Here is a 24,133-nt window from a genome sequence, read left to right on the forward strand (position 1 = left end):
CAATCCTTGAATTGAACGGAGGTGCAAAAGAATGTCTCGTATTGGTAAAAAGCCAGTAGAAATCCCTAGTGGAGTTACAATTACACTTGATGGTACGTTATTGACTGTTAAAGGTCCTAAAGGCGAACTAAAGCGTAAGCTTCACGAAGATATGAAAATCAATATCGAAGAAAAAGAAGTTACTGTTGAGCGTCCTTCTGAACACAAGGAGCACCGTGCACTTCACGGTACAACTCGTAGCTTGATCAATAACATGGTTGAAGGTGTAACAAAAGGTTTTGAACGTTCACTTGAACTTGTCGGTGTCGGTTACCGTGCTACTAAGTCAGGTCAGAAACTTGTTCTTAACGTTGGTTACTCTCATCCGGTTGAAATCGTTCCTGAAGAAGGAATCGAAATCGAAGTTCCTTCAAATACGAAGGTAACTGTTAAAGGAATTGATAAGGAGCGTGTAGGTGCACTAGCATCTAACATCCGTTCTGTTCGTTTACCTGAGCCGTACAAAGGTAAAGGTATCCGTTATGAAGGCGAATATATTCGTCGTAAAGAAGGTAAGACTGGTAAATAATCACTAACTCACGGAAAGGAATGACGTTCAATGATTACGAAGCGTAATAAAAACGTAGCTCGTAAGAAGCGACATGCACATGTTCGTCGTGCGATTACAGGAACACCTGAACGTCCTCGTCTAAACGTTTTCCGTTCATCTAACATATTTACGCTCAATTAATTGATGATGTAAATGGTGTTACACTTGCTTCTGCATCTACTCTTGATTCTGAAGTAGCTGCAGATGCGACGAAAACAGATGCGGCAAAACTTGTAGGTGAACTCGTAGCAAAACGCGCGATTGAAAATGGACATAAAGTAGTTGTATTTGACCGTGGTGGTTATTTATATCACGGACGTGTTGCAACACTTGCAGATGCAGCTCGTGAAGCTGGCTTGCAATTCTAAGAAAAAAAGGAGGGAAAACGAATGCGTCGTATTGACCCTAATACGTTGGAACTTGAAGAAAAAGTAGTAGCTGTCAATCGTGTAGCGAAAGTAGTAAAAGGTGGACGTCGTTTCCGCTTTGCTGCATTGGTTGTAGTTGGCGATAAAAATGGCCACGTTGGATTCGGAATGGGTAAAGCTCAAGAAGTACCAGAAGCGATCCGTAAGGCTGTAGAAGATGCAAAGAAAAATCTTATTGAAGTACCTGTTGTTGGAACGACAATCCCACATGAGATTGTTGGACATTTTGGTGCAGGACGCGTCCTACTAAAAAATGCTTCAGAAGGTACAGGAATTATCGCAGGTGGACCAGTTCGTGCGGTACTTGAATTAGCTGGTATCGGTGATATTCTTTCTAAATCTCTTGGTTCAAATAACCCGATCAACATGGTTCGTGCAACTATGGAAGGTCTTAAAGGTTTAAAACGTGCTGAAGAGGTTGCTAAACTACGCGGCAAATCCGTGGAAGAACTGTTAGGATAAGGAGGGAAAGTAAATGGCTAAGCAATTAGAAATTACCCTCACTCGTAGTCTTATCGGGCGCCCGGAAGACCAACGCGTTACTGTGAACACTCTTGGATTACGTAAGATGCACCAAACAGTAGTTCAACAAGATAACGCTGCGATTCGCGGTATGGTAAACAAGGTATCTCACCTTGTAACTGTGAAAGAAATCGAAGCTTAATTGATAATTTTTAGATACGAGGAGGTGTCGACATGAAACTTCATGAGTTGAAGCCTGCAGAAGGATCACGTAAAGTACGTAACCGTGTAGGTCGCGGAATCGGTTCTGGTAATGGAAAAACAGTAGGAAAAGGACATAAAGGTCAAAATGCTCGTTCTGGTGGTGGAGTACGTCCAGGTTTTGAGGGTGGTCAAAACCCTTTATACCGTCGTCTGCCGAAACGCGGCTTCACAAATCCAACTCGTAAGGAGTTTACAGTTGTAAACCTTGATACACTTAACCGTTTTGATGCGGGTACTGAGGTTACACCTGAACTACTTATTGAAACTGGAACTGTGAAGAACGTAAAGGTTGGAATTAAAATTCTAGGTAATGGTAAACTTGAGAAAAACTTAACGGTTAAAGCACATAAGTTTTCAGCGTCTGCAGTAGAAGCTATCGAAGCTGCTGGCGGAAAAACTGAGGTGATTTAATGTTCCGGACTATCTCCAACATTATGCGCGTGGGTGATTTACGCCAAAAGGTTATATTCACCCTCCTTATGCTCATTGTTTTTCGTATCGGAAGTTTTATTCCTGTTCCAGGAGCGAACAAGGATGTTCTTAATTTTCACGATCAAGCAAATGCATTTGGGTTTTTAAATACGTTTGGTGGAGGAGCTTTAGGGAACTTTTCGATTTTTGCAATGGGTATTATGCCATATATCACTGCTTCCATTGTGGTGCAGTTGCTACAAATGGATGTCGTACCTAAATTTGCAGAATGGGCAAAGGAAGGGGAAGCTGGTCGACGTAAATTAGCTCAGTTTACCCGTTATGGAACAATTGTTTTAGGTTTTATTCAAGCGTTGGGAATGTCTATTGGTTTTAACTCTTTGTTTCCAGGATTAATACCAAATCCTAGTGTTCCAACTTACTTATTTATTGCTTTAGTTTTAACGGCTGGAACAGCTTTCTTAATGTGGTTAGGGGAACAAATTACAGCTAAAGGCGTAGGAAACGGAATTTCCATTATTATCTTTGCAGGTATTGCTGCTGGGATTCCTAATGGAATTAACCAAATTTACGCTACACAAATCGAAGGTGCTGGTGAACAACTTTTCTTAAGTATTGTGACAGTTCTTCTGATTGCTCTTGCTGTATTAGCCATTATTGTGGTGGTTATCTTTGTTCAACAAGCACTAAGAAAAGTTCCTGTGCAATATGCTAAACGTCTTGTTGGGCGTAGCCCTGTAGGCGGTCAATCAACGCACTTACCTTTAAAGGTAAATGCGGCTGGTGTTATCCCGGTCATTTTCGCTCTATCACTATTTATCTTTCCTCCGACCGTCGCTGGTTTTTTTGGAGATAACGATATTGCAGCTTGGGTAACGAGAGTGTTTGATTACACTCAACCAATTGGTATGGTCGTTTATGCACTTCTTATTATTGGGTTTACGTATTTCTATACGTTCATTCAAGTTAATCCGGAGAAAATGGCTGACAACCTTAAAAAGCAAGGTGGCTACATTCCAGGCATTCGTCCCGGTAAGACAACACAGACTTACTTAACACGCATTTTATATCGATTAACGTTTGTTGGTGCACTTTTTCTTGCTATTGTCTCCATTATTCCTGTCTTTTTCACAAGATTGATGGATTTACCACCTGCTGTTCAAATTGGTGGTACTGGATTATTAATCGTTGTTGGTGTAGCATTAGACACGATGAAGCAAATTGAAAGTCAACTAATTAAACGTTCTTATAAAGGTTTTATTAAGTAAAAAAGGGGATCAGGGAAGCCTTAGTTTCTTCCCGTTCGCCTTCTGTTGTTAAAATCGGAGCGATGGAGGGAGATTAGTATGAATCTAATTTTAATGGGTTTACCTGGCGCTGGTAAAGGTACTCAAGCTGAGAAAATTGTTGAGCAGTATGGCATTCCTCACATTTCAACTGGTGATATGTTTCGTGCTGCAATCAAAGGTCAAACAGAACTAGGTGTAAAAGCGAAGTCTTTTATGGATGCTGGTGAGCTTGTTCCTGATGAAGTAACGATTGGAATCGTGCGTGAAAGATTATCAGAGGATGATTGCAAAGATGGTTTCCTTTTAGATGGTTTCCCTCGTACTGTAGCTCAAGCTGAAGCGTTAGAGCAATTACTTGAGTCTATGGAGCGTAAAATCGATTATGTTCTAAACGTTACTGTTCCAGAACAATTATTGATGGATCGTTTAACAGGCCGTCGTGTATCACCTACGTCTGGTAAAACGTATCACGTTATTTTCAACCCACCAAAGGTTGAAGGCATTTGTGATGTTGATGGTAAAGAACTCATTCAACGTGATGATGACAAGCCAGAAACTGTTAAAAAACGTCTTGAAGTAAACCAAAAGCAAGCAAAACCTTTAGTAGACTTCTACTCTGAAAAAGGGTACTTGCGTGATATTAATGGGGATCAAGATATAGATAAAGTGTTTGAAGATATCGATCAGTTATTGAAAGGACTTCATGCATGATCATTTGTAAGACGGAACGAGAAATAGAAATTATGCGCGAGGCGGGTAAGATTGTAGCTTTGACGCATCAAGCGTTAAAAGAGCATATTAAGCCTGGCATATCGACAATAGAGTTGGATGAGATTGCAGAAAAGGTGATCCGGTCACATGGTGCAACACCCTCATTCAAAGGCTATAATGGGTTTACAGGCAGCATCTGTGCTTCGGTAAATGAGGAATTGGTACACGGAATTCCTGGGAAGCGCGTGCTTAAAGATGGTGATGTCATTAGTATTGACATCGGAGCTTACTATAATGGCTATCATGGTGACTCTGCATGGACATATGCGGTTGGGGAGATTTCAAAGGCTGATCAAGATTTACTTGATGCAACTGAGACATCTCTATTTAAAGGATTGGAATTTGCCAAACCTGGTAATCGTTTGTCAGATATATCACATGCGATTCAATCATATGTGGAGCCTTTAGGTTATTCTGTGGTCCGTGAGTATGTCGGACACGGAGTTGGGCAAAACTTGCATGAAGATCCACAAATTCCGCATTATGGCCCTCCTGGTAAAGGTCCAAGACTTAAGCCAGGAATGGTATTAGCGATCGAACCGATGATTAATGCTGGCACACGTTATGTACGAACTCTTGCTGATAACTGGACAGTTGTTACAGTTGATAAGGAGAATTGTGCACACTTTGAGCATACAATCGCAATTACTGATTCAGGTTTTGAAATCTTAACGAAAGTTTAAAATGTAGGTGATGATGTTTATGCAAGACTCTGGTTTATCTCCGGAGATTGGTCAAATCGTGATCATTACGAAGGGCCGTGATCAAGGTCAATTAGGAATTATTGTTGAAATCATCGATGATCGTTTTGTGAAGGTTGCTGATGGTGATAAACGTAAAGTTGACCGTATGAAAAAAAAGAACATTAATCACCTTGATTTAATAGATTACATCGCCGATGAAGTGAAAAGCAGCTTTATTGAAACAGGACGTGTTACAAATGGGAAATTACGTTATGCGCTAACGAATTTTTTGGAACAATATTCTGATTTACTGAAGGAAGGAGAGTGAGCCCATGGCTAAAGAAGATGTAATTGAGGTAGAAGGTACAGTCATTGAACCTCTTCCTAATGCAATGTTTCGTGTTGAATTGGAAAATGGTCATAAGATTTTAGCCCACGTATCTGGTAAGATCCGTATGCACTTCATTCGTATTTTGCCTGGTGATAAGGTTACAGTTGAATTGTCACCTTATGACTTAACTCGTGGACGAATCACATATCGTTATAAATAATACGTTGCGAGAGCGACTAGCAAGATAATCAGTGGTTATCCTGCTTTACACTGATTTTAATAAATCGGTGCACTCCGTACCATATAGGAGGTAAAAAAAATGAAGGTAAGACCATCAGTCAAGCCTATTTGTGAAAAGTGTAAAGTTATCCGTCGTAAAGGGACGGTTATGGTTATTTGTGAAAACCCTAAGCATAAGCAAAAACAAGGTTAACTAATAAGGAGGTGCTGCACATGGCACGTGTTGCAGGCGTCGATATTCCTCGTGACAAACGCGTAGTTATCGGACTAACGTATGTTTTTGGAATCGGCAAAGCTAAGTCGTCTGAAATTCTAGCGAAGGCTGGTGTATCTGAAGATACTCGCGTTCGTGATCTAACAGAAGAAGAATTAGGACGTATTCGTGAAGCAGTAGAAGGCTACAGCGTAGAAGGTGACCTTCGTCGTGAAGTTTCACTAAACATTAAACGTCTAATTGAAATTGGTTCATACCGTGGTATTCGCCACCGTCGTGGATTACCAGTTCGTGGACAAAATTCTAAAAACAATGCTCGTACGCGCAAAGGTCCTCGTCGTACAGTAGCAAATAAGAAAAAGTAGTAAAGGAGGTCGCATAAAAAATGGCTAAGAAAACGAATACTCGTCCAAAGCGTCGTCAACGTAAAAATGTTGAAGCTGGTATTGCTCACATTCGTTCAACATTTAACAACACGATCGTGACAATTACTGATACGCATGGTAATACAATTTCTTGGGCAAGTGCTGGTGGATTAGGATTCAAAGGTTCTCGTAAATCTACTCCATTTGCTGCTCAAATGGCAGCTGAAACAGCTGGTAAAACAGCTATGGAGCACGGCATGAAGGTTGTAGAAGTTTCTGTTAAGGGACCTGGTGCTGGTCGTGAAGCGGCAATCCGTTCTTTACAAGCTGTAGGTCTTGAAGTGAACATGATTAAAGATGTTACTCCAGTTCCTCATAATGGTTGTCGCCCACCAAAACGTCGTAGAGTATAACGGAAATAATCTTTGTATAGATTTTCCTAATTTGTCAATACTGGATAGAGCGATATCGGTCCTGTTGGCAAAATTGGTGTAAAGCTTGAGGAATTGCCTACTGGTTATCCGGTTAGGCAATCCTTGCAGTCTACCGGAGTTCGACGTTTTGAAGGAGGGTTTGTTTATGATAGAAATTGAGAAGCCAAATATTGAAGCGGTTGAAGTAAGTGAAGACGCAAAGTATGGAAAATTTGTAATTGAACCATTGGAACGTGGGTATGGTACCACGTTAGGTAACTCCTTACGTCGCATTCTTCTTTCCTCTTTACCAGGCGCTGCTGTAACTTCGGTTCAAATTGATTCTGTCTTACATGAGTTTTCGACAATCGAAGGGGTTGTAGAGGATGTTACGACAATCATTTTGAATCTCAAGAAGCTTGCTCTAAAAATTTACTCTGATGAAGAGAAAACCCTAGAAATCGACTTCCAAGGTGAGGGAGTTGTGACAGCAAATGACTTAACTCATGACAGTGATGTTGAAGTTCTTAATCCAGATCTTCACATTGCAACGTTAGCAAAAGGTGCACACCTTCGTATGCGTCTTGTTGCGAAACGTGGTCGTGGTTACGTATTAGCTGAAGGTAACAAGAATGACGATCAACCAATTGGAGTTCTTCCGATTGATTCGATTTATACGCCAGTTTCTCGCGTAAATTATCAAGTTGAGAATACACGCGTCGGTCAAGTAACCAACTATGACAAACTAACTCTTGATGTCTGGACTGACGGAAGCATCCGTCCTGAAGAAGCTGTTTCTTTAGGTGCTAAAATCTTAACTGAGCATTTAAACATTTTTGTTGGTATGACAGACCAAGCTCAACATGCTGAAATTATGGTTGAAAAAGAAGAGGATCAAAAAGAGAAAGTTCTAGAGATGACCATTGAAGAACTTGATCTATCGGTTCGTTCTTACAACTGTTTGAAGCGTGCGGGTATTAATACGGTTCAAGAATTAACTCATAAGTCTGAAGAAGACATGATGAAAGTTCGTAACCTTGGTCGCAAGTCATTAGAAGAAGTTCAAGAAAAGCTTGGAGAACTTGGTCTAGGCCTTCGTAAAGAAGATTAGATCTTACCCTCAACTTTTCTATTAGATTCATATATAGCATTGCTCGCTTTTCGAGCAGGTAACAAAGGAGGGAAACGAACATGGCATACGCAAAATTAGGTCGTGATAGCGCTGGTCGTAAGGCTCTATTCCGTGATTTAGCAACTGATCTTATCATTAACGAGCGTATTGAAACAACTGAAGCGAAAGCAAAAGAGCTTCGTTCAATCGTTGAGAAAATGATTACACTTGGTAAGCGTGGTGATTTACACGCACGTCGTCAAGCTGCTGCTTTCATTCGTAGAGAAGTAGCAAACGAAGAGACTGGCGAAGACGCTATCCAAAAACTTTTCTCTGATATTGCAACTCGTTATGAAGAGCGTCAAGGTGGTTATACACGTATTCTTAAAATGGGTCCTCGTCGTGGTGACGGTGCACCTATGGTTATTATCGAGCTTGTATAATTAATTTGATACATGAGTGAATAGATGAGGCGACAAAGGGCAAATCAGATCTGAGCACGTATGCTCTGACTCTGGGCCCTTTTTTGTTTGTCTCATTTTTCTGAGGTGAGAATATGTCCACTGTCATTTCATTAGATAACGTTTCCTATCAGTACGAACAAACAAGTGAATTGGCGATCTCAGAGGTAAGTGTATCCATTCAAAAAAATGAATGGATATCTGTCCTTGGCCGAAATGGATCTGGTAAGTCAACTTTCGGTCGTCTGTTAAATGGTTTGCACCTCCCTAAGGAAGGAACGGTTCTCGTTTCAGGCTTACCAACGACAGATGAACATGATATTTGGTTGATCCGTAAAAAGGTTGGTATGGTGTTTCAAAATCCAGACCACCAATTTGTGGCCACTTCTGTAAGAGATGATATTGCGTTTGGTCTCGAAAATTTAGGACTAAATCGTGAGGAAATGGAAGAGCGTATTGAAAAATATGCTTCCTTAATTGGCATTTCTAGCTTATTAGAGTCGGAGCCTCATCGCTTATCCGGTGGACAAAAGCAACGGGTTGCAATTGCTGGAATTATGGCAATGGAACCAGAGGTAATTGTCTTGGACGAAGCCACCTCCATGTTAGATCCTATTGGTCGGAAAGAAGTAATGGAAACCATTCAAATGCTTCATCAAAGAGGAATGACGATCATTTCAATTACTCATGATATGGATGAAGCGGTTTTAGCAAGTCGTATGTTTCTCTTTCATAAAGGAAAACTCGCACTAGAGGGAACACCACAAGACATCTTTTCTCAATTAGATGAGGTTCGAGCTTTAGGACTCTCTCTTCCTTTTGCAACAGAATTGCAGGATGAGCTGAGAATGCAGGGTCTTACGTTCTCTAAGACCTGTTTAACAGAAGAGGAGTTGATCGAGGAACTATGGACATTGTATTCAGCGAAGTAGAATATCGATACATGCAAGGTACACCTTTTGAAAAGGTCGCTTTAAAGGATTTATCCATTACGATCCCTTCAGGTTCTTTTACCGCTGTTATTGGTCATACCGGCTCGGGAAAATCGACGTTTATTCAACATATTAATGGACTTTTGCGCCCATCTGCTGGCTCCGTTAAGGTAGGTTCCTTTGAAATGAAAGCTGGAAAGAAGAAGCAAGATGTACGAGAACTACGTAAAGAGGTTGGATTAGTGTTTCAATATCCAGAGCATCAGCTTTTTGAAGAAACCGTAGAAAAAGATATTTGTTTTGGACCGATAAATTTTGGTTTACCAAAGGAGAAAGCTAGTAGAAGAGCAAAGGAGCTTTTGCCATTAGTAGGATTAGAGGAAGAAGTTTTAGCGAGTTCTCCTTTTCAATTAAGTGGTGGTCAAATGCGTAGAGTTGCAATAGCTGGAGTACTTGCTATTGAGCCTTCTGTTCTAGTGTTAGATGAACCAGCTGCTAGTCTCGATCCAGAAGGCCGACAGCAAATGATGAGTCTTTTTTATGAGTACCATCAAAGGAATAAGACAACAACGGTGTTAGTTACTCATCACATGGAAGATGCAGCTAAATATGCAGATCAGATCATCGTTTTCCATGAAGGTAGAGTGGAGATGGTTGGTGGACGTGAGCTTATTTTTGAACATGCGCAACGTTTGAATGAGATTGGTCTTGATGTTCCAAAGTCTGTTCGTTTTCTTCATAACTTCCAAGAGCGTTTTCATTTGCATGAGGTACCCATGAGTTTTGAAATGAAAGAGACTGCTCATTTCTTAGGAAATGTTTTAAAAGGAGAGTAGATTAATGCTACAAAATGTCATTATCGGACAATATGTATCTACTTCTTCATTACTGCATCGCTTAGATCCACGTTCCAAATTAATAAATGTCTTTTTATTAGTCATCATTATTTTTCTATCAACGAATTGGCTCACGAATGTAGCTATTATCCTTTTTACCATTGCGATGGTTTTCTTATCAAATGTGTCGCTTTCTTTTCTATTTAAAGGGATACGTCCAATCCTTTGGTTAGTCCTATTTACGTTTATTTTACAGCTATTATTAAATAGAGAAGGAAATGTTCTTTATCAAATTAGTATTTTCACTGTATACGAAGAGGGTTTAAGACAAGCCGTTAATATTGCAATTCGGTTGCTAACCATTATTTTGTTAACTTCGTTGGTTACGTTAACAACACGACCAATTGATTTAACGGATGGTTTAGAAAGCTTATTTACACCATTAAAAAAAGTCGGGTTACCTGCTCACGAACTTGCTTTAATGATGTCAATCTCCTTACGATTTATTCCAACACTCATGCAAGAGACAGAAAAGATTATGAAAGCCCAAATGGCTAGAGGTGTGGATTTCACGACGGGACCAATTGGACAACGTATGAAGGCGCTTTTGCCCTTGTTAGTACCTTTGTTCATTAGCGCGTTTCACCGGGCTGAGGAGTTAGCACTTGCGATGGAGTCTCGTGGGTACCGTGGGGGCGAGGGAAGAACGAAGTATAGGATTCTCCTATGGCACTGGAGAGATACGGTCTCTATTTTATTTTGTATTGGTTTTGGTATAGCAATTGTACTATTACGTTTCATATGAAAGGGATGATTAGGTGACACGGGTAGCTTTATGGGTGGCGTATGAAGGAACGAACTTTTCAGGATATCAAACTCAACCGAATGGGCGAACGATTCAAGACGAAATGGAAAAGGCTCTTTCCCGAATTCATAAAGGGGCTAAGCTCCGCATTCATTCCTCAGGTCGAACAGATACGAGTGTCCACGCTAGGGGTCAAGTGGTTCATTTTGACACAACCTTAACGATACCAGCCGAACGTTGGCCAAAAGCACTAAATGCTTGTTTACCAGCTGATATTCGTATAATGGAGGCAAGTATTGTAGCTGACGACTTCCATTCACGATATCACGCTGTAAAAAAAGAATATCGCTACCGCGTTTTGCTTCGTCCTGATGGAGATGTTTTTAGGAGAAACGTCACTCATCTTGTTTCCTATGAACTGTCCATAGCCAAAATGAAAAAGGCAGCCGAGGCCCTTATCGGTACGTATGACTTTTCTTCATTTTGTGCAGCTAATACAAGTGTCGTAGATAAAGTTCGAACGTTATATGAAGTATCAATTGATTACGATCGTGATGAGCTCATATTTACGTTAGTTGGAAGTGGATTTTTGTATAACATGGTACGCATTATCGTTGGGACATTGTTGGAAATTGGAGCTGGTAAAAGAGATGTGGAAGAACTAGCAAACATTTTAGCAGCTAAGGACCGGACAATTGCTGGAAAAACCGCTCCGGGCAGTGGATTATTTCTTTGGAAAGTATCGTATGAGTCGGAAATTTTTAGTGATAGCTATTAATTCTAAAAAAAAGTAATATAACAACGAGGCCTAGTGTAACATTTTGTTGACATTGGGTTTTGAATATTATATGATGTTAGATGGTAATTCCAAAACCCACTAGCCCCGGGTTCGGAATGTTACATTAGACATTGGTTTTTGAAAAAAGTTTTTTTATTTTGAAAATACGAAAGTGATCGTTTCTTTAGGAGGGAAATTCATGCGTACAACATATATGGCAAAGCCAAACGAAGTTGAGCGTAAGTGGTATGTAGTAGACGCTGAAGGTCAAACGCTTGGTCGTTTAGCTTCAGAAGTAGCTTCTATCCTACGTGGTAAAAACAAGCCAACTTTTACACCACACGTTGACACGGGTGATCATGTAATCATCATCAACGCTGAGAAAATCGAATTAACTGGTAATAAATTAAATGACAAAATTTACTACCGTCACACAAATCACCCAGGTGGTTTAAAAGCAACAAGAGCAGCTGACATGCGTGCTAACAAGCCTGAGCGTATGCTTGAGCTTGCAATTAAAGGAATGCTTCCAAAGAACACTCTTGGACGCGCACAAGGCATGAAGCTTCATGTATATGCAGGACCTGAACACAAACATCAAGCTCAAAAACCAGAAGCTTACACGCTTCGCGGTTAATCGATAGGAGGGTATTATTTTGGCACAAGTACAATATTATGGTACAGGTCGCCGTAAGCACTCTGTTGCTCGCGTACGCCTATTACCAGGTGATGGCCGTATCGTTATTAACGGTCGCGAATTAGATGAATATTTCAACCTTGAAACATTAAAGCTTATCGTTAAGCAACCACTTGTTGAAGTTGGCGTTGAAGGTCAATATGACGTAAACGTAAACGTTGATGGTGGAGGTTACACAGGACAAGCGGGCGCTATCCGTCATGGTGTTGCTCGTGCTCTACTTCAAGTAGATCCTGACAACCGTCCTGCTCTTAAAACTGCAGGATTCTTAACTCGTGATGCACGTGCGAAAGAGCGTAAGAAATACGGTCTTAAAGCAGCACGTCGTGCACCTCAGTTCTCAAAACGTTAATATGCTTGGAGGACTCGTATCCATTTGGATACGAGTCCTTTTTTTGTTGGACCATTTTATTTCAAGTGAAAATATGTACCTCTTACCAAAGACTGACATCATTTTCAAAAACCCTAATTCTTTTCTTCTTGCCTACACGGTCTTTCTTTTTATTCATATCATAAAAAAAGTTCAGGTATAAGGAGTGTGAAATTTGAGTACTCAATATATTGGCATTATGGTAGATGAAGCTGTCTATAAAGGAATTAAAGCTGGTCGAACAGGTTATGAGGAAATAGATTTCTATGAGGAAGCGGGAAATCACTTTGGTGTGACTCCTTGTTATTTTCGATTCAGTGATGTGGAGCCTGATCAAAATGAGATTAGTGCCTATGTAAAAGGGAGTAATGGTAAATATCAAATACGCACAATGCCTACTCCAACTGTTATTCATAATCGAGCGCTGCAGTTTTCTAAAAACGCCAAAATGAAGATGGATCGTTTAATAAAGGAAGGGAAACTAATCTATAATTCCTGGAATCGCTTTAAGAAATTAGATATTCATCAAGTTTTAATGAAACAACGTGCATTACGTAAGCATCTTCCAGAAACACATAAAGCTTCAGAAGTAACAATATTAGAGATGCTACAAAAACACAAAAAGGTAATTATTAAACCAAACAGTGGTAGCTTAGGAAATGGTCTAATGAAGATTGAGACAAAGGGCAGTAAATATGAATTAAACCTTTATAGTAAAAAAGAAAAGGGCAGAATTTTTGTCTTATTTGAAAAGGAAATTCCAGACATCTTAAAAAAGAATCTAAGAGCAACTTCTTATGTGGTCCAAGAATATATACCATTATCAGAATATGAGGACAACGTCTATGACCTTAGAGTTTCTTGTCAAAAAAATGAAAAAGGGAAATGGCAGGTAAGTGGGATAGTTGGAAAAGTAGCCAATGAAGGTAATTTTATAACAAACGTTGCTCAAGGTGGTAATACGTATCCGCTAGATATGTTATTGGAAGATTCACTTGATTTAATCCAAGTAACTAAAGCTATTAAATCTTTTGCTAAAAAAGCAGCTAAAACAATTGAAAAAGAATACCCTGGCATGGCTGATTTAGGAATTGACATAGGATTAACGAAAGATGGTTTTCCGATGTTTATTGAATGCAACGGACGCGATATACGTGTAACTTTTCGGAATGCCGGTATGAAGGAAACTTGGAAAAATACATTTTTCACACCCATTGGTTATGGTGTATCATTGCTAAAAACGGATAACGGAGAATAGCTCATATCTGGTTTGCTGAAAGGCTCTCATTATGAGAGCTTTTATTTTTTTTATGTTAGATTTTTACTATATGAGAAGGTTTGCCATTTAGGGAATGCTATAATGGGTGGATAACAAGAGTTTGAGGTGAAACCATTGCAATTTGAAAAAAGTGAAAGAAATTCAATTCTGCTCGTTGCAGTTGGAATATTCTTATTTTTATTAGTGTTCTTTCAGGGAATTGAAACGAATCTTTATCATCTAGCGGATCACTTATTTGTACATACTGTATTTGAACTTATTAGTATTGGGATCTCATTTTCTATTTTTCTGTATGGATGGTTAACATTCCCCTATTCAAAATCTAGATTGTTATTGCTCGTGTCACTTGCCTTTTTGGTTGTAGCCATTTTAGATATTTTCCATACATTTTCTTACCCAGGTATGCCGTTTGCCATTGCAGACCACCTTCAAACGACAGCTTGGTTTTGGTTAGCAGCTCGGTTAACGGAAGCTTTGGTTTTAATACTAGGAATCCTGTTCCTTAGGTTACATTCACCTGTGAAAAATGGTAGAGAAACGTTTATATGGGTATTAGCTACTTTTGTGATTTCCATTTGTTTTCCTTATCTAATTCTACAATTCATCGATCAGCTGCCCTTGTTGCTTACTGATGTAGGGCCAACACCTTTAAAGAACGGAATAGAATATTTTATAGCCTTCTTACATGTGATAGCTATTCTTACAATTTGGAAAGAATATAAAAAAACGAGAACGCTCTTTCATTTAAATTTGTTGCGAGCTTGTTACTTCTTAATTCTTTGTGGATTAACACTAACCGTGTTTTCAACGGTTTATGATTTCACAGTTATTGTTGGACACGTTTTTAAAGTTTGTGGATATTTTTTCATCATGAAAGCATTTTACTATGCCAATATAAAAGTACCGTTTGAAAGCAAAAAAAGAACGGAAGAGAAATTGCATGAGGTTGAGCATGAATTGGATTTACTGTTTGATCATACAGAGGATGCCATTTTAGTTTGTAACTTAAGTACGAGAAAAGTTGTTCGCACAAATCCTGCGTTTAAAAAAATGTTCGGCTATACGAACGATGACATGTTAGAAATAGGTGAACTTATCCCCTTAAAACGAAAAGATGAGTTCAGTTATGTTTATAAGGAGTTGCGTGCTGGGAGATCGGTTGTTAATTTCAAAACGATTAGACAAAGAAAAGATTTAACGATGATTGATGTAAGTATGACGATATCTCCTATGAAGGATAAAGATCATGAATTTTTATGTTCTGTTATTATGAGAGATATTTCTGAACAACAAAGAGCAGATAGAGAGCTTCAAAAAGCTAGAAGAGAGTTGCAAGAAACACTTGAGCAATATCAAGGAGTCATCTTTAAATTTAAAAAAGAAGAAGAGCAATTCCTTTACTCATTGATTGATGGGAAGTTGTTTAGAAAAGACGGGAGAATACCTGAGCTAGTAGTAGGTCGATCAGTTCAAGAATTTCACCCTATTTCAACATCTGATTTTGATAAAGAGATGTTTGATGTGCAGAACAAAAAAGCTTGGGATGGAGAAGGAGTGGAGTTTCAATTTGAGGATGGAGAGAATTCCGTTTTTCATGTTACGTTAAAGCCAATTAAGCAAGAGGATCAAGTTATTGAAGTCATTGGGAATGTAGTGGACATAACAAAATTGATTCGAACTGAGGAATTGTTACGTAAGTCAGAGAAGCTGTCAGTAGTCGGAGAGCTTGCAGCTGGATTCGCTCATGAAATTAGAAATCCGTTAACGACCATTAAAGGGTTTTTACAACTGATTGAATTAGAGGATAATGGAAGTAATATACCGTATGTCACCATTATGCAAAATGAAATTGTGCGATTGGAAATGATTACGAATGAATTCATGGTTGTGGCGAAACCCCAAGTTAGTAGCTATCAAATGGAGGATATTCAAAGCGTTACGGAAGATGTCATCCATTTTCTCAATCCACAAGCACTTCTGCAATCAATAGAAATGAAAACATTTATTCAGGAAAATATACCTTCTCTTTATTGTGATAAGCACCAGTTACAACAAGTATTAATCAATATTTATAAAAATGCGATGGAAGCAATGAACAAAGCTGGAACAATTACTACTGACTTATCAATAGTCGAGGACTGTGTGAGGATTTCCATTACAGACCAAGGTTGTGGAATACCAGAGAATCTAATTTCAAAGCTAGGAGAGCCTTTCTATACATTGAAGGAAAAGGGGACCGGTTTAGGATTAATGGTGAGTAAGAAAATAATTGAATCTCATCAAGGGACACTACATATTAAAAGTGAAACGAATGTTGGGACTACGATGACGATTGAATTGCCTCTCACATTTGAACGATACTAAATATAAAAGGTTAGAGTGGCGTCCAACATATAGTTGGGGCGCCATTTTCTTTAGCTTCGGTATGTTTCATATAACTTTAACATTCGCTTTGCTGAGTGTTCCCAGGTGAAGTGGGCATGAACATGTTGGATCGCTCTTTTTCCGAGTTTTTTTATTCGGGTAGGTTTTGATAGCAAATCTAGGAGGGTATTTGTAAGGTCTTCCTCTAAGGTTGAAGGGTTTAGTAACAATCCATTCTTACCATCTGCTATAATTTCTGGTATTCCTCCTGAGTTAGTGGCAATAACAGTGGCTCCAGTTGCCATTGCTTCAATGTTTACAAGGCCAAAAGGTTCTGCTTTGGAGGGAACAACAATAATATCAGCAATTTGAAACCACTTTTGAATTTCATCGTGTGGAACATAGGGAATGAAGCGAACGGATTCCCCAAGTGGTTCGGCAGACTTGTGGAGTTCTTTTACGTATTTGGTTTCTTGGTTGATTCCGAAAAAGGCACTTCCTACAACGAATAGAACGGCTTCCTGTTCTTTTTTTATTATATTTGGGAACACATTTACTAGATGATGCACGCCCTTCGATTCTTTTAACCTTCCGATATAAAGAATAATCTTTTTGTTCTCAACCCCAAGTGTTTGTTTGAAACTTAATATGTTCTTTTGCAACGAACTAGACCACTTTGATTCGAATTGATTCACATCAATTCCCAGGTGATTGACAATTACTTTTTCTTGATCACAGTTTGTTTGAGTTATAACGTACTCTTTAATAAAATGACTGTTTACGATTACCTTGTTAGCTGCTTCTATGCTTTCGATTAAGTTTTTTCTTGAAATTCTATTCCGCTTCATAAAAACAGTGGAATGAACAAAAAGCCATATCTGCTTATTCGGAAAAGCTTTTCGCACTTTGGAAATGTATTTAGGACGATTTTCTATTTGAATGATGTCTGGATTTACCTCATGCAATTTATCAATGACAGCTTCCAAATAAGAGTCGGCACCTTTATAAGGAAAACGAAAATAAGAAAGTTGGCCAATTTCTTCAAACGTAGGATGCTTCCTTGATTTTCTTCCGAAGATGAAACAATCCACATCGTTCTGTAGTCTAGTTGTGATTTCATCCACAACGGTTTCAACAGAAGTGGATTTTGGGTCTGGTATAGGGTGGGTTCCAGGAGTAACAATAGCTACTCTAGGGTGTTGATGCATAGACATTCTCTCCTTTAATAACAAAGGTTGCTTTAGTCTATTCAATTTATTTTTGTTTGTAACACTATTTAGTAAATAACCGTTGCGAACAATCATTCTTTACATAAATATAGTAATGACTAAAAAGGCCTATGAACGAATAGTGGAAAGGAGAAAAGTATGAGGGAGTTTGAGTCAATTAAAGTAAAGAAGGGTCATCCAAAAGTGATAATTGAACACAATCCAACCCCTTACAAATTAATTGGTAAAGGTGTACAGGGAGCGGTATTTCAAATTGCAGATAATCGTTGTGTGAAAATTTATCCAAAAGCTGAGGATGCAGCACAGGAACAGGAAGTACTACTGGCAGGGAAAGACTCACCTTATTTGCCGAACATGTATGAAACTGGAGAAAATTACACAGTTATGGAATATATTTCAGGAATGACTTTAGATGAGTATTTACTTAAAAAAAGGAGAATGCCAAAACATATTAGTAAGCAAATTATAAACATGTTTAAGGACTTTGAAAGAATTGGATTTAAGCGTTTCGACAAAAATGTTAGACATATACTTGTTACGAATGAAAAAAAGTTAAAAGTGATCGATCATGTGAACTCTTTTAAAAAGAGGTTGCCTGTTCCAAGAACTCTCTTCAAGACACTTGATAATATGGGGTTGTTGGAAGAGTTCAGAAAGCACGTAAAGTTAATTGATCAGGAACTTTATATAAAATGGATGAATTCAAGGACATTGAGTCGGTATGTTCATAAAGCAGATGAAATCAAAAAGGATAATAAATTTGAGCATATTGAGATAGGTCCATTAATTGGAAAGGGATTACAAAGTAAAGTATACAAAGGTTATGATCATAAATGGAAAAGAGACGTTGCAATTAAAGAAAGAGTCTTATTAAAAGGTGCTATAAAAGAAGCAGAGATCATGCGAAAATACAAGAAGCATTCTTCATTGCCGAAGCTTTATGATTATTTTAAATACAACAGTCGGGGTTATTTAGTTATGGAGTATATTAACGGAGCTCCGCTAGCTGATGGAAGGAAGATTCAGAAGAAAAGTGAGCAAGATGCGATTGAAATTACAATTAAAATTTTAGAAGCGGTTGGCCATTTGCACAAGTATAATATTTTTCATTGTGATATCCTACCTAAGAATATTTTATTAGTAAATGGTACGCGGAACCAAATTAAAGTGATCGATCTTGGTTTTGCCTTTGAAAAAAACAATGAGGATGGATATAAAGGTCAGCGAAAACATAGAAGAGTGTCAGGGAAGCCACCGGAACTTAGAGAGCAATTATTACGATTAGATGAATCAACAGATGTTTATTCATCCGCCTATGTATGTGTATGTTTATTAACAGGAAAATTTCCAAAGTGGGATAATCAGTTAGGTGTACACACGTTCACTTTAGAAAATAAGGTTGTAGAGGATGTAATAAGAAAAGCAATGAGCCAGCAACCGAAACAGAGATACAAAACGACAATTGAATTTAAAGAGGCATTAAGAAATCTTTTATAGTATCCCATATAAGGTTGTTTCCAATTCAACAAAATGAACGAAATTAGTTATTGGACAATATCGACAGTTTTTCCACTGCATGCTTCATCTTTCGCTTCCTTATACTAATAAGAAGAAATTGAAAGGAGAGGAGCGAAAGACCATGACAGTCACTTTGCTTGCGGAAAAGCGAAGAGAAAAGCAGTGGAAGTTTGAACGGGGTGTATTACGAAACCTTTCATTAAAAAAAGTTCAAGCGAACGTTGAGGAACATTTCAAACCTGTTGTGCCTTTTCATTTTCTTTCCCATCCGTTTTTGTTAGATCCTTGTATGGATATGGCCATTGATGCTTACCTGTTAGGAGCTGAATATGGAAAGTTTGGGTACTTGGGTGAGTCTATTGTTAAAGTGAAACAACGATGTGATGATGATTTAACGGAAATTACACATTGTATCTTCAACCTTTTACAAGGATGGCTAATTGAATCAGATTATGTTCTTGATTCGTTGCAAATTGCTACAGAATCATTTGTTGACCACTGGTGGACAAAAGGATTCATTGAGGGTGAAAAAAGATACAGACTACGCTTGCATTAATAAATAGATTATGAAGGAAAAGTTAGAGGAGTAGGGAAAAGGAAATTCACCTTTTTTCTATTCCTTTTTCATATTCTTCGCCTTGTCCCAATATATATAAAGGGACGAGGAGGGATGGAGAGTGAACTTGGTAAAGTGGGCAAAAGGGGCAGCTTTTGCATTAGGTGTTGTTTGTTTATTATTTATTGTTCAATATCAATTTGTTAGTAATGATTCATGGTCTACATGGAATTTGCCATTATCAGGAAAGGTGATTGTTGTTGACCCCGGTCATGGTGGCATTGATGGAGGTGCTGTTTCAAAAAGTGGAATGCTTGAAAAGGACGTTACCTTACTCATAAGCGAACAGCTTCGGGATTATTTACAAGAAGCTGGAGCTTTAGTGTTAATGACACGAGAAGATGACCATGATTTAGCAAATGCAGATACAAAACGAGTGAGGCAACGAAAAAATGAAGATTTGAGAAGACGTGCAGAGATTGTGAATGATTCTGGTGCGGATATGTTTGTTAGTCTTCATTTAAATGCGATTCCTTCTCCTAGGTGGAGTGGGGCCCAGACGTTCTACAATCGAGCCATTCCAGAAAATGAGCGCTTGGCTAAGCTTGTGCAAGATGAAATCATACGAAATCTAGAAAACACAACAAGACAAGCCAAACCAATTAACAATGTGTATTTAATCAAACAAGCAGCCATTCCAGGAGTATTAATTGAAGCTGGCTTTTTATCCAATCCAACAGAAGCTGAATTACTGAATACAGAAGAGTATCAGCAAAAGGTAGCAGCTTCCATCTATCAAGGAATTTTACGTTATTACACAAATGAAAAAGATTCTGAATAAGAGATGCAACCGGATTCACGTTCCTACTTCCTCCTGTGCTATACTAGAAATATAACAGGAAAAGGAAGGTGTCCGTATTGGTAACAGAAGCAGTAGTCATCGAAGCATTAAAGCGAGTAAAAGACCGCGACTTAAATAAAAATCTTGTCGAAACGGGTGGCATCCGTGAAATAAAAGTGAAAGAAGGCAATGTTAGTTTAAAGATTGCTTTAGCAAAAACAGGAACGGCTGAACAAATGGAAGTTCAACAAGAAATTGTTAATGTAGTAAAAGGAGAAGGAGCTACTTCAGTAGGTCTTAGATTTGAAGAGCTATCAGATGAGGAGCTTCAAAAGTTAGGGGGCGTGAGCGAACCTGCTTTTCAAGGTCCTCAAATTTTAGCTCCTGATAGCAAAACGACATTTATTGCGGTGACGAGTGGAAAAGGTGGAGTAGGTAAGTCAACCGTTTCCGTTAATTTAGCACAACCTTAGCTCGTTTAGGGAAGAAGGTAGGGATCATCGATGCGGATATTTATGGTTTCAGTGTACCTGATATGATGGGAATTGAGGAACGCCCAAAAGTTATTGCTGATCGAATTTATCCAGTAGAGCGTTTCGGTGTAAAAGTCATCTCGATGGGATTCTTCGTTGAAGACAATGCCCCTGTTATTTGGAGAGGCCCGATGCTCGGAAAAATGTTAAATCAATTTTTCACAGAAGTTGAATGGGGAGACTTGGATTACTTAGTGCTCGACTTACCTCCAGGTACAGGGGATGTTGCGTTAGATTTGCATACGATGCTTCCGCACTCTAAAGAAATTCTTGTCACTACGCCACATGCAACAGCAGCTTTCGTTGCAGCGCGTGCTGGAACAATGGCTATCAAGACTCATCATGAAATTTTAGGAGTCGTTGAAAATATGGCTTATTTTGAAAGCCGTGTAACAGGGGAAAAAGAGTATGTATTTGGAACAGGTGGAGGAGAGCGCTTAACAGAGGAACTAAAAACGGATTTACTTGGACAAATTCCTTTAGGACAACCAGATATAGATAAAAATGATTTTGCTCCATCTGTTTACGCATCTGAACATCCAATCGGACAAATTTACGAACAGATTGCCAAAAGAGTCATTGAAAAAAAAACCAAGTAAAACATTAAAAAGCCCAATTTGGGCTTTTTTTATTGAAGAGGTGCAGCGAATTAACTACTTCCGCCGCCGCCTCCACCGCCTTGTTCACCACCGCCGCCTTCTTGGGTGGCTTGTTCTTGTTTTTGCATTTGTTGCTCAGCAACCTTAGATAAAATCTCATTAATTTTAGCTGTGAAAAAAGGACTCTCAAAAGATTCGGACATAATCGTCATCACTTGTTGGCGATACTCCTTTGATTTCATCGTCTCCAGGAATGCTTCTTCCATTTCAGGGTCTTGTAAAACCGTAATCATCATAGCTTGATATTCGGGATCTTTCATTAAGTTCTTAATTAGCTTTTCGTTTTCAGTTTGAATGCTTTCTGCAAATGTTTGGGCAAATTCAGGATCTTGCATAACATCTTGCCAGAACTGTCTACCAGCCTCAGAGGTAAGCGTTTGTTGTATGGTTTCTCTGACAAAGGCGTTATCCATTACAATTTCTCCACGTAACTCCTCATCACTCATCACTTCTTTGATCGCTTGTTTGCCTTCATCTGTTTGCAGCATATCGACCATCATTTTCTTTGTGCTTTCATAATCTGGATTAGCATTGCCACCGCCATTGTCAGCCGCTGCGCAACTAGCAAGAAATGCAAAGATGCAAAATAGAGTGAAAACGTAAGTGACTTTTTTCATGCTGTGCGGCTCCTTTCGGTCATTTTGTCATTAATTTGAGATATTTGTCGTTTATTTATTCATGACTGTTGGAGAAGTTGTAGCATTTTTTTTTAGAGATTGTTACAATCATGTAAGCATAGTAGAATATTGGAGGATTTGTGTGTGAACAGTCGAAAAGTTGTTTACTTGTTTTTTTCCACTCTTCTTATAGGAAGTATTAGTGGTGCTATTGTCGGATTAATTATTGAATTTGATGTATATACAGCAGGCTCATTTTTAAACTTTGTATTTGGATTAATTTGGTTACTTGGTATTAGTGCGGCTTTTAGTTTGATCAGTCAAATGGGATTTTTTGCGTATTTAACCCTACATCGCTTCGGTCTTGCTTTATTTAAGTCACAAAAGCTGTGGAATTATGTACAAATTATTCTTGTTGCCTTTGTTGTATTTGATTTAATTTACTTTAGGTATATAGCTTTTGCTGAGCCTGGTGAAACCATTCTCCATTATAGCGTTATGCCAATTCTTTTATTAGCTTTTGGCCTTCTTGTTGCTTACTTAAAAGCAAAAGACACGAATCAGGGTGCCTTTATTCCAGCTCTCTTTTTTATCGTTGTTGTCACTACAATTGAGTGGGTACCTGCATTGACTGTAAACGATCCTAAATGGTTATGGCTTTATTTTGCACCGTTAATTACTGCAAATACATGGCAATTGTTAATTTTACATCGTTTGACAAAAAAAGAAAGTTAATAGAACAAAGTCGAAAAAACGAGATTGCTCTTTAAGAAGCAACCTCGTTTTTTTTAATTGATTTCTTCATTTTCTGCTTTTGTACTAGCGATTAGATCTTCAACTGTAGTAAACGTAAAGCCTTTGCCACGAAGTTGATCAATAATAATTGGCAATGCTTTATGAGTTTGTTTTACAGAATCAGAGGCATGGAACAAGATGACATCCCCTGAAGTCGTTTCAGGAACTACAGCGTTAACGATGGCATCAACACCAGGATTTTGATAATCTTTTGAGTTTATGCTCCAATGAACAACACTGTAACCTTGCTTATCTGCAATTTCCAACACACGTTTATTAAATGAACCATTAGGTGGACGTAAGAGATTTGGTTTTTCTCCGGTTAGCTCTGAAAGAATTTGACCACTTTGATTGATATCTTTTCTAACTTTTTCTTCATCCCAATCTGTATAATCTTTGTATTGATACCCATGACTCCCGATGGTGTGGCCTCTCTCTTTAATATCAGCAACTACTTCGGGATATCGTTCTGCCCATGCAGCTGAAACGAAAAAGTTTGCATGATCTACTTCTTTTTGGTCTAGAATGTCTAAAATTGGTCCGATCCTATTTTCTCCCCAACTTAAATTGAATGTAAGAGCAATTTGCTTATCGTCCGTTTCGGCTTTATAAAAAGCCTGTGGTCCATCAGGTGTAGAGAAAACAGCTATTTGCGAACGTTCTACATAAAGCAAACCTGCAGTGAAAAAGGCTGCAATGATAATAAGTGATAATTGCTTAATGCGCTTGGCGTGAAAGATCCAAAAGAAATTCATTTTTTCTTACCCTCCTTGTCCATTGTTATGACCAATCTATGGCACAAACTTAGAAGATATGAATAAAATTGGAACAAATTGAAAACAATTTAAGAGAGTTTATGAGGTTGAGTCTTTTCGAAAAAAAAGTTTATTAGTTGGTAGTCACAATAGTCGAGGTGGTTTTGTGTTAGGGTTTTTATTAAATGAAAAAGAGGTACAAGAAGTTGAACATATGCTCAAACGAGAGATGGAGGAATTACTTTTAGATTTATCTGATCCTCGGATTGATGATGTTGTGAAACGTGCAATGGAAGAAAAGTATCAAATTGTTTTCCGAATTTATAAGCGTTTTGTTCCTCCAAAAGAAACAATGAAATACGTATTAAATAAACGCAGTACACAGTAATTGTGTACTGCTCTTGAAAAGTGTTGACATAGGATTGATCGGATGATATATTATTTCTTGCCGCAAATAAATGATTGTTTGCAGGCTTGACCAAGAAATATGGTTGTGTTATAGTAAGACAAGTCGTT

Annotated in this window: 30 protein-coding genes and 2 pseudogenes; 29 read left to right on the forward strand and 3 right to left on the reverse strand. The window is 38.4% G+C overall.

Annotated features, from left to right (window positions below):
- Positions 1–31 precede the first annotated feature (31 nt).
- From rplF to JCM9140_RS09285, 23 genes and pseudogenes are all read left to right on the forward strand, one after another.
- Positions 32–568, forward strand: coding sequence for a 50S ribosomal protein L6 (gene rplF, locus JCM9140_RS09175; protein WP_034745236.1), 537 nt, complete (start codon positions 32–34; stop codon positions 566–568).
- Between the two features lie 30 nt (positions 569–598).
- A pseudogene (rplR, locus tag JCM9140_RS09180) lies at positions 599–957 on the forward strand (50S ribosomal protein L18).
- Positions 958–978: 21 nt separating this feature from the next.
- Entirely contained in the window at positions 979–1,479 is a 501-nt protein-coding gene (gene rpsE / locus JCM9140_RS09185; protein WP_034631472.1) for a 30S ribosomal protein S5, read from the forward strand.
- Positions 1,480–1,492: 13 nt separating this feature from the next.
- Positions 1,493–1,681, forward strand: coding sequence for a 50S ribosomal protein L30 (gene rpmD, locus JCM9140_RS09190; RefSeq protein ID WP_034745240.1), 189 nt, complete (start codon positions 1,493–1,495; stop codon positions 1,679–1,681).
- Positions 1,682–1,713: 32 nt separating this feature from the next.
- Positions 1,714–2,154 (forward strand): 50S ribosomal protein L15, encoded by a 441-nt coding sequence (gene rplO / locus JCM9140_RS09195; protein ID WP_034745242.1) that lies wholly within the window; start codon positions 1,714–1,716, stop codon positions 2,152–2,154.
- Positions 2,154–3,443, forward strand: a complete 1,290-nt coding sequence (gene secY / locus JCM9140_RS09200; protein ID WP_034745244.1) for a preprotein translocase subunit SecY — start codon at positions 2,154–2,156, stop codon at positions 3,441–3,443. The genes rplO and secY overlap by 1 nt, the downstream gene beginning before the upstream one ends.
- Positions 3,444–3,521: 78 nt before the next feature.
- Positions 3,522–4,175, forward strand: a complete 654-nt coding sequence (locus tag JCM9140_RS09205; RefSeq protein ID WP_034745246.1) for an adenylate kinase — start codon at positions 3,522–3,524, stop codon at positions 4,173–4,175.
- The gene (map, locus tag JCM9140_RS09210; protein ID WP_034745248.1) at positions 4,172–4,918 is read left to right on the forward strand and encodes a type I methionyl aminopeptidase; all 747 of its coding nucleotides are present in this window, start codon (positions 4,172–4,174) and stop codon (positions 4,916–4,918) included. Before JCM9140_RS09205 ends, map begins: the two co-directional genes overlap by 4 nt.
- Positions 4,919–4,937: 19 nt before the next feature.
- Positions 4,938–5,246, forward strand: a complete 309-nt coding sequence (locus tag JCM9140_RS09215; protein ID WP_034745250.1) for a KOW domain-containing RNA-binding protein — start codon at positions 4,938–4,940, stop codon at positions 5,244–5,246.
- A gap of 4 nt (positions 5,247–5,250) precedes the next feature.
- On the forward strand, positions 5,251–5,469 hold the full coding sequence (infA, locus tag JCM9140_RS09220) for a translation initiation factor IF-1 (RefSeq protein ID WP_010896341.1): 219 nt from the start codon (positions 5,251–5,253) through the stop codon (positions 5,467–5,469).
- 99 nt (positions 5,470–5,568) lie between these two features.
- Positions 5,569–5,682: a 50S ribosomal protein L36 gene (gene rpmJ, locus JCM9140_RS09225; RefSeq protein WP_003322638.1), complete on the forward strand. Its 114-nt coding sequence runs from the start codon at positions 5,569–5,571 to the stop codon at positions 5,680–5,682.
- 20 nt (positions 5,683–5,702) lie between these two features.
- Positions 5,703–6,068 carry a 30S ribosomal protein S13 gene (gene rpsM / locus JCM9140_RS09230; RefSeq protein WP_034745254.1) on the forward strand — a complete coding sequence of 122 codons (366 nt, stop codon included), beginning with the start codon at positions 5,703–5,705 and terminating at the stop codon, positions 6,066–6,068.
- Positions 6,069–6,088: 20 nt separating this feature from the next.
- Entirely contained in the window at positions 6,089–6,481 is a 393-nt protein-coding gene (gene rpsK, locus JCM9140_RS09235) for a 30S ribosomal protein S11 (RefSeq protein ID WP_034745256.1), read from the forward strand.
- Positions 6,482–6,647: 166 nt separating this feature from the next.
- Positions 6,648–7,592 carry a DNA-directed RNA polymerase subunit alpha gene (locus JCM9140_RS09240; protein ID WP_034745258.1) on the forward strand — a complete coding sequence of 315 codons (945 nt, stop codon included), beginning with the start codon at positions 6,648–6,650 and terminating at the stop codon, positions 7,590–7,592.
- An 80-nt stretch (positions 7,593–7,672) separates the two neighbouring features.
- Entirely contained in the window at positions 7,673–8,035 is a 363-nt protein-coding gene (rplQ, locus tag JCM9140_RS09245; protein WP_034631456.1) for a 50S ribosomal protein L17, read from the forward strand.
- 113 nt (positions 8,036–8,148) lie between these two features.
- Positions 8,149–8,985 (forward strand): energy-coupling factor transporter ATPase, encoded by an 837-nt coding sequence (locus JCM9140_RS09250; protein WP_034745261.1) that lies wholly within the window; start codon positions 8,149–8,151, stop codon positions 8,983–8,985.
- Positions 8,961–9,821: an energy-coupling factor ABC transporter ATP-binding protein gene (locus JCM9140_RS09255; RefSeq protein ID WP_034745263.1), complete on the forward strand. Its 861-nt coding sequence runs from the start codon at positions 8,961–8,963 to the stop codon at positions 9,819–9,821. The genes JCM9140_RS09250 and JCM9140_RS09255 overlap by 25 nt, the downstream gene beginning before the upstream one ends.
- A 4-nt stretch (positions 9,822–9,825) precedes the next feature.
- Complete coding sequence (locus JCM9140_RS09260; RefSeq protein WP_034745265.1) at positions 9,826–10,626, forward strand: energy-coupling factor transporter transmembrane component T family protein; 801 nt, start codon at positions 9,826–9,828, stop codon at positions 10,624–10,626.
- A gap of 13 nt (positions 10,627–10,639) precedes the next feature.
- Positions 10,640–11,404, forward strand: a complete 765-nt coding sequence (gene truA, locus JCM9140_RS09265) for a tRNA pseudouridine(38-40) synthase TruA (protein WP_034745267.1) — start codon at positions 10,640–10,642, stop codon at positions 11,402–11,404.
- 199 nt (positions 11,405–11,603) lie between these two features.
- Positions 11,604–12,041, forward strand: coding sequence for a 50S ribosomal protein L13 (gene rplM / locus JCM9140_RS09270; protein WP_034745270.1), 438 nt, complete (start codon positions 11,604–11,606; stop codon positions 12,039–12,041).
- A gap of 19 nt (positions 12,042–12,060) precedes the next feature.
- Positions 12,061–12,453, forward strand: a complete 393-nt coding sequence (gene rpsI, locus JCM9140_RS09275) for a 30S ribosomal protein S9 (RefSeq protein ID WP_034745272.1) — start codon at positions 12,061–12,063, stop codon at positions 12,451–12,453.
- A gap of 193 nt (positions 12,454–12,646) precedes the next feature.
- Entirely contained in the window at positions 12,647–13,729 is a 1,083-nt protein-coding gene (locus tag JCM9140_RS09280) for a YheC/YheD family endospore coat-associated protein (protein ID WP_034745274.1), read from the forward strand.
- Positions 13,730–13,864: 135 nt separating this feature from the next.
- Positions 13,865–16,114: an MASE3 domain-containing protein gene (locus JCM9140_RS09285; RefSeq protein WP_162232190.1), complete on the forward strand. Its 2,250-nt coding sequence runs from the start codon at positions 13,865–13,867 to the stop codon at positions 16,112–16,114.
- A 50-nt stretch (positions 16,115–16,164) separates the two neighbouring features.
- Here JCM9140_RS09285 and JCM9140_RS09290 read toward each other — a convergent pair whose 3' ends face one another.
- Positions 16,165–17,322 (reverse strand): glycosyltransferase family 4 protein, encoded by a 1,158-nt coding sequence (locus JCM9140_RS09290; protein ID WP_034745278.1) that lies wholly within the window; start codon positions 17,320–17,322, stop codon positions 16,165–16,167.
- A 159-nt stretch (positions 17,323–17,481) separates the two neighbouring features.
- On the opposite strand from JCM9140_RS09290, the gene JCM9140_RS22460 reads away from it, so the two are divergent.
- The 4 genes and pseudogenes from JCM9140_RS22460 to salA all read left to right on the forward strand — a co-directional run bounded on the left by JCM9140_RS22460 (position 17,482) and on the right by salA (position 21,390).
- Positions 17,482–18,840, forward strand: a complete 1,359-nt coding sequence (locus JCM9140_RS22460; RefSeq protein WP_052002162.1) for a protein kinase domain-containing protein — start codon at positions 17,482–17,484, stop codon at positions 18,838–18,840.
- Between the two features lie 142 nt (positions 18,841–18,982).
- Complete coding sequence (locus JCM9140_RS09300) at positions 18,983–19,417, forward strand: YbaK family protein (RefSeq protein ID WP_034745280.1); 435 nt, start codon at positions 18,983–18,985, stop codon at positions 19,415–19,417.
- A 127-nt stretch (positions 19,418–19,544) separates the two neighbouring features.
- Positions 19,545–20,258: an N-acetylmuramoyl-L-alanine amidase CwlD gene (gene cwlD, locus JCM9140_RS09305; RefSeq protein WP_034745295.1), complete on the forward strand. Its 714-nt coding sequence runs from the start codon at positions 19,545–19,547 to the stop codon at positions 20,256–20,258.
- 77 nt (positions 20,259–20,335) lie between these two features.
- Positions 20,336–21,390, forward strand: a pseudogene (salA, locus tag JCM9140_RS09310) (iron-sulfur carrier protein/transcriptional regulator SalA).
- A gap of 50 nt (positions 21,391–21,440) precedes the next feature.
- Here salA and gerD read toward each other — a convergent pair.
- Positions 21,441–22,067 (reverse strand): spore germination lipoprotein GerD, encoded by a 627-nt coding sequence (gerD, locus tag JCM9140_RS09315; protein ID WP_034745282.1) that lies wholly within the window; start codon positions 22,065–22,067, stop codon positions 21,441–21,443.
- 144 nt (positions 22,068–22,211) lie between these two features.
- On the opposite strand from gerD, the gene JCM9140_RS09320 reads away from it, so the two are divergent.
- Positions 22,212–22,802, forward strand: coding sequence for a KinB-signaling pathway activation protein (locus tag JCM9140_RS09320; protein ID WP_034745283.1), 591 nt, complete (start codon positions 22,212–22,214; stop codon positions 22,800–22,802).
- A gap of 53 nt (positions 22,803–22,855) precedes the next feature.
- Here the strand turns inward: JCM9140_RS09320 and pdaB are convergent, their stop codons facing one another.
- The gene (pdaB, locus tag JCM9140_RS09325; protein ID WP_034745285.1) at positions 22,856–23,617 is read right to left on the reverse strand and encodes a polysaccharide deacetylase family sporulation protein PdaB; all 762 of its coding nucleotides are present in this window, start codon (positions 23,615–23,617) and stop codon (positions 22,856–22,858) included.
- Between the two features lie 166 nt (positions 23,618–23,783).
- Here pdaB and JCM9140_RS09330 point away from each other — a divergent pair, with 166 nt between their 5' ends.
- A complete protein-coding gene (locus JCM9140_RS09330; protein ID WP_034745287.1) occupies positions 23,784–24,005 on the forward strand; it encodes a hypothetical protein in 222 nt (73 codons plus the stop codon).
- Positions 24,006–24,133 lie beyond the last annotated feature (128 nt).

The sequence above is a fragment of the Halalkalibacter wakoensis JCM 9140 genome (genome assembly GCF_000513095.1).
GTDB lineage: Bacteria > Bacillota > Bacilli > Bacillales > Bacillaceae_D > Halalkalibacter > Halalkalibacter wakoensis.

Bases quoted from the DNA above. Each gene is read 5' to 3' on its own strand.
- rplF (WP_034745236.1), top strand. From the start codon at position 32: ATGTCTCGTATTGGTAAAAAGCCAGTAGAAATCCCTAGTGGAGTTACA.
- rpsE (WP_034631472.1), top strand. From the start codon at position 979: ATGCGTCGTATTGACCCTAATACGTTGGAACTTGAAGAAAAAGTAGTA.
- rpmD (WP_034745240.1), top strand. From the start codon at position 1,493: ATGGCTAAGCAATTAGAAATTACCCTCACTCGTAGTCTTATCGGGCGC.
- rplO (WP_034745242.1), top strand. From the start codon at position 1,714: ATGAAACTTCATGAGTTGAAGCCTGCAGAAGGATCACGTAAAGTACGT.
- secY (WP_034745244.1), top strand. From the start codon at position 2,154: ATGTTCCGGACTATCTCCAACATTATGCGCGTGGGTGATTTACGCCAA.
- JCM9140_RS09205 (WP_034745246.1), top strand. From the start codon at position 3,522: ATGAATCTAATTTTAATGGGTTTACCTGGCGCTGGTAAAGGTACTCAA.
- map (WP_034745248.1), top strand. From the start codon at position 4,172: ATGATCATTTGTAAGACGGAACGAGAAATAGAAATTATGCGCGAGGCG.
- JCM9140_RS09215 (WP_034745250.1), top strand. From the start codon at position 4,938: ATGCAAGACTCTGGTTTATCTCCGGAGATTGGTCAAATCGTGATCATT.
- infA (WP_010896341.1), top strand. From the start codon at position 5,251: ATGGCTAAAGAAGATGTAATTGAGGTAGAAGGTACAGTCATTGAACCT.
- rpmJ (WP_003322638.1), top strand. From the start codon at position 5,569: ATGAAGGTAAGACCATCAGTCAAGCCTATTTGTGAAAAGTGTAAAGTT.
- rpsM (WP_034745254.1), top strand. From the start codon at position 5,703: ATGGCACGTGTTGCAGGCGTCGATATTCCTCGTGACAAACGCGTAGTT.
- rpsK (WP_034745256.1), top strand. From the start codon at position 6,089: ATGGCTAAGAAAACGAATACTCGTCCAAAGCGTCGTCAACGTAAAAAT.
- JCM9140_RS09240 (WP_034745258.1), top strand. From the start codon at position 6,648: ATGATAGAAATTGAGAAGCCAAATATTGAAGCGGTTGAAGTAAGTGAA.
- rplQ (WP_034631456.1), top strand. From the start codon at position 7,673: ATGGCATACGCAAAATTAGGTCGTGATAGCGCTGGTCGTAAGGCTCTA.
- JCM9140_RS09250 (WP_034745261.1), top strand. From the start codon at position 8,149: ATGTCCACTGTCATTTCATTAGATAACGTTTCCTATCAGTACGAACAA.
- JCM9140_RS09255 (WP_034745263.1), top strand. From the start codon at position 8,961: ATGGACATTGTATTCAGCGAAGTAGAATATCGATACATGCAAGGTACA.
- JCM9140_RS09260 (WP_034745265.1), top strand. From the start codon at position 9,826: ATGCTACAAAATGTCATTATCGGACAATATGTATCTACTTCTTCATTA.
- rplM (WP_034745270.1), top strand. From the start codon at position 11,604: ATGCGTACAACATATATGGCAAAGCCAAACGAAGTTGAGCGTAAGTGG.
- JCM9140_RS09290 (WP_034745278.1), bottom strand. From the start codon at position 17,322: ATGCATCAACACCCTAGAGTAGCTATTGTTACTCCTGGAACCCACCCT.
- JCM9140_RS22460 (WP_052002162.1), top strand. From the start codon at position 17,482: ATGAGGGAGTTTGAGTCAATTAAAGTAAAGAAGGGTCATCCAAAAGTG.
- JCM9140_RS09300 (WP_034745280.1), top strand. From the start codon at position 18,983: ATGACAGTCACTTTGCTTGCGGAAAAGCGAAGAGAAAAGCAGTGGAAG.
- gerD (WP_034745282.1), bottom strand. From the start codon at position 22,067: ATGAAAAAAGTCACTTACGTTTTCACTCTATTTTGCATCTTTGCATTT.
- pdaB (WP_034745285.1), bottom strand. From the start codon at position 23,617: ATGAATTTCTTTTGGATCTTTCACGCCAAGCGCATTAAGCAATTATCA.